At 66.6% G+C, this 1,008-nt stretch carries 1 protein-coding gene; it reads left to right on the top strand.

The annotated features are described in order from the left end of the window. Nucleotides 1-18 precede the first annotated feature (18 nt). The coding region (locus AB0F61_RS34310; RefSeq protein WP_357818588.1) for an amino acid permease at nt 19-1,008 on the top strand (990 nt) is incomplete at its 3' end.

Genomic DNA, 1,008 nt, shown 5'->3' with positions numbered 1-1,008 from the left:
GCACCAACCATGACCTCAGTGCAGGTCGATCAGCACCACGACGGCAGTGAGGCCGCGGAGTCCGCGTCCGGCGAGGGCTACCAGCGGGGCCTCGGAGCCCGTCAGATCCAGATGATCGCGATCGGCGGAGCCATCGGCACCGGGCTCTTCCTCGGCGCGGGCAAGGCCATCTCCAAGGCCGGACCGAGCCTCATCCTGGCGTACGCCATCGCCGGTCTCGTCATCTTCTTCATCATGCGGGCGCTGGGCGAGCTGCTCATGTACCGCCCCGTCTCGGGCTCCTTCGCGGAGTACGCCCGTGAGTTCGTCGGCCCCTTCGCGGGGTTCGTCACCGGCTGGACGTACTGGCTCTTCTGGGTCGTCACCGGCATCACCGAGGTCACCGCCGCGGCCACGTACATGACGTACTGGTGGGACATCCCGCAGTGGATCTCGGCCCTGGCCTTCACCGTCATCCTCTTCGGCGCGAACCTGATCTCCGTGAAGCTCTTCGGTGAGCTGGAGTTCTGGTTCTCGATGATCAAGGTCACCGCCATCATCGGCATGATCCTGATCTGCGCCGGCATCCTCACCATCGGCTTCTCCGACGCCGCGGACACCGCCTCCATGACCATGCTCTGGTCCGAGGGCGGCTTCTTCCCCAAGGGCATCGGCGGCACGCTGATGACCCTCCAGATCGTGATGTTCGCCTTCCTCGCGGTGGAGCTGGTCGGCGTCACCGCCGGCGAGTCCAAGGACCCCAAGGTCACCCTGCCGAAGGCCATCAACACCGTCCCGTGGCGCATCGCCGTCTTCTACGTCGGCGCGCTGATCATGATCCTGTCGGTCGTGCCGTGGACGCACTTCCAGCCGGGCGTCTCGCCGTTCGTCGCCGCCTTCGAGAAGATGGGCCTCGGCGTCGGCGCCGCGATCGTCAACTTCGTGGTGCTCACCGCCGCCCTGTCCTCCTGCAACTCGGGCATGTACTCCACCGGCCGCATGCTGCGCGACCTCGCCCTCAACGGCCAG

The sequence above is a fragment of the Micromonospora sp. NPDC023888 genome, from assembly GCF_040639415.1.
Lineage (GTDB): Bacteria > Actinomycetota > Actinomycetes > Mycobacteriales > Micromonosporaceae > Micromonospora.
The sequence above is the reverse complement of the archived record's forward strand: the minus strand, read 5'-3'. Positions and strand labels throughout refer to the sequence as shown.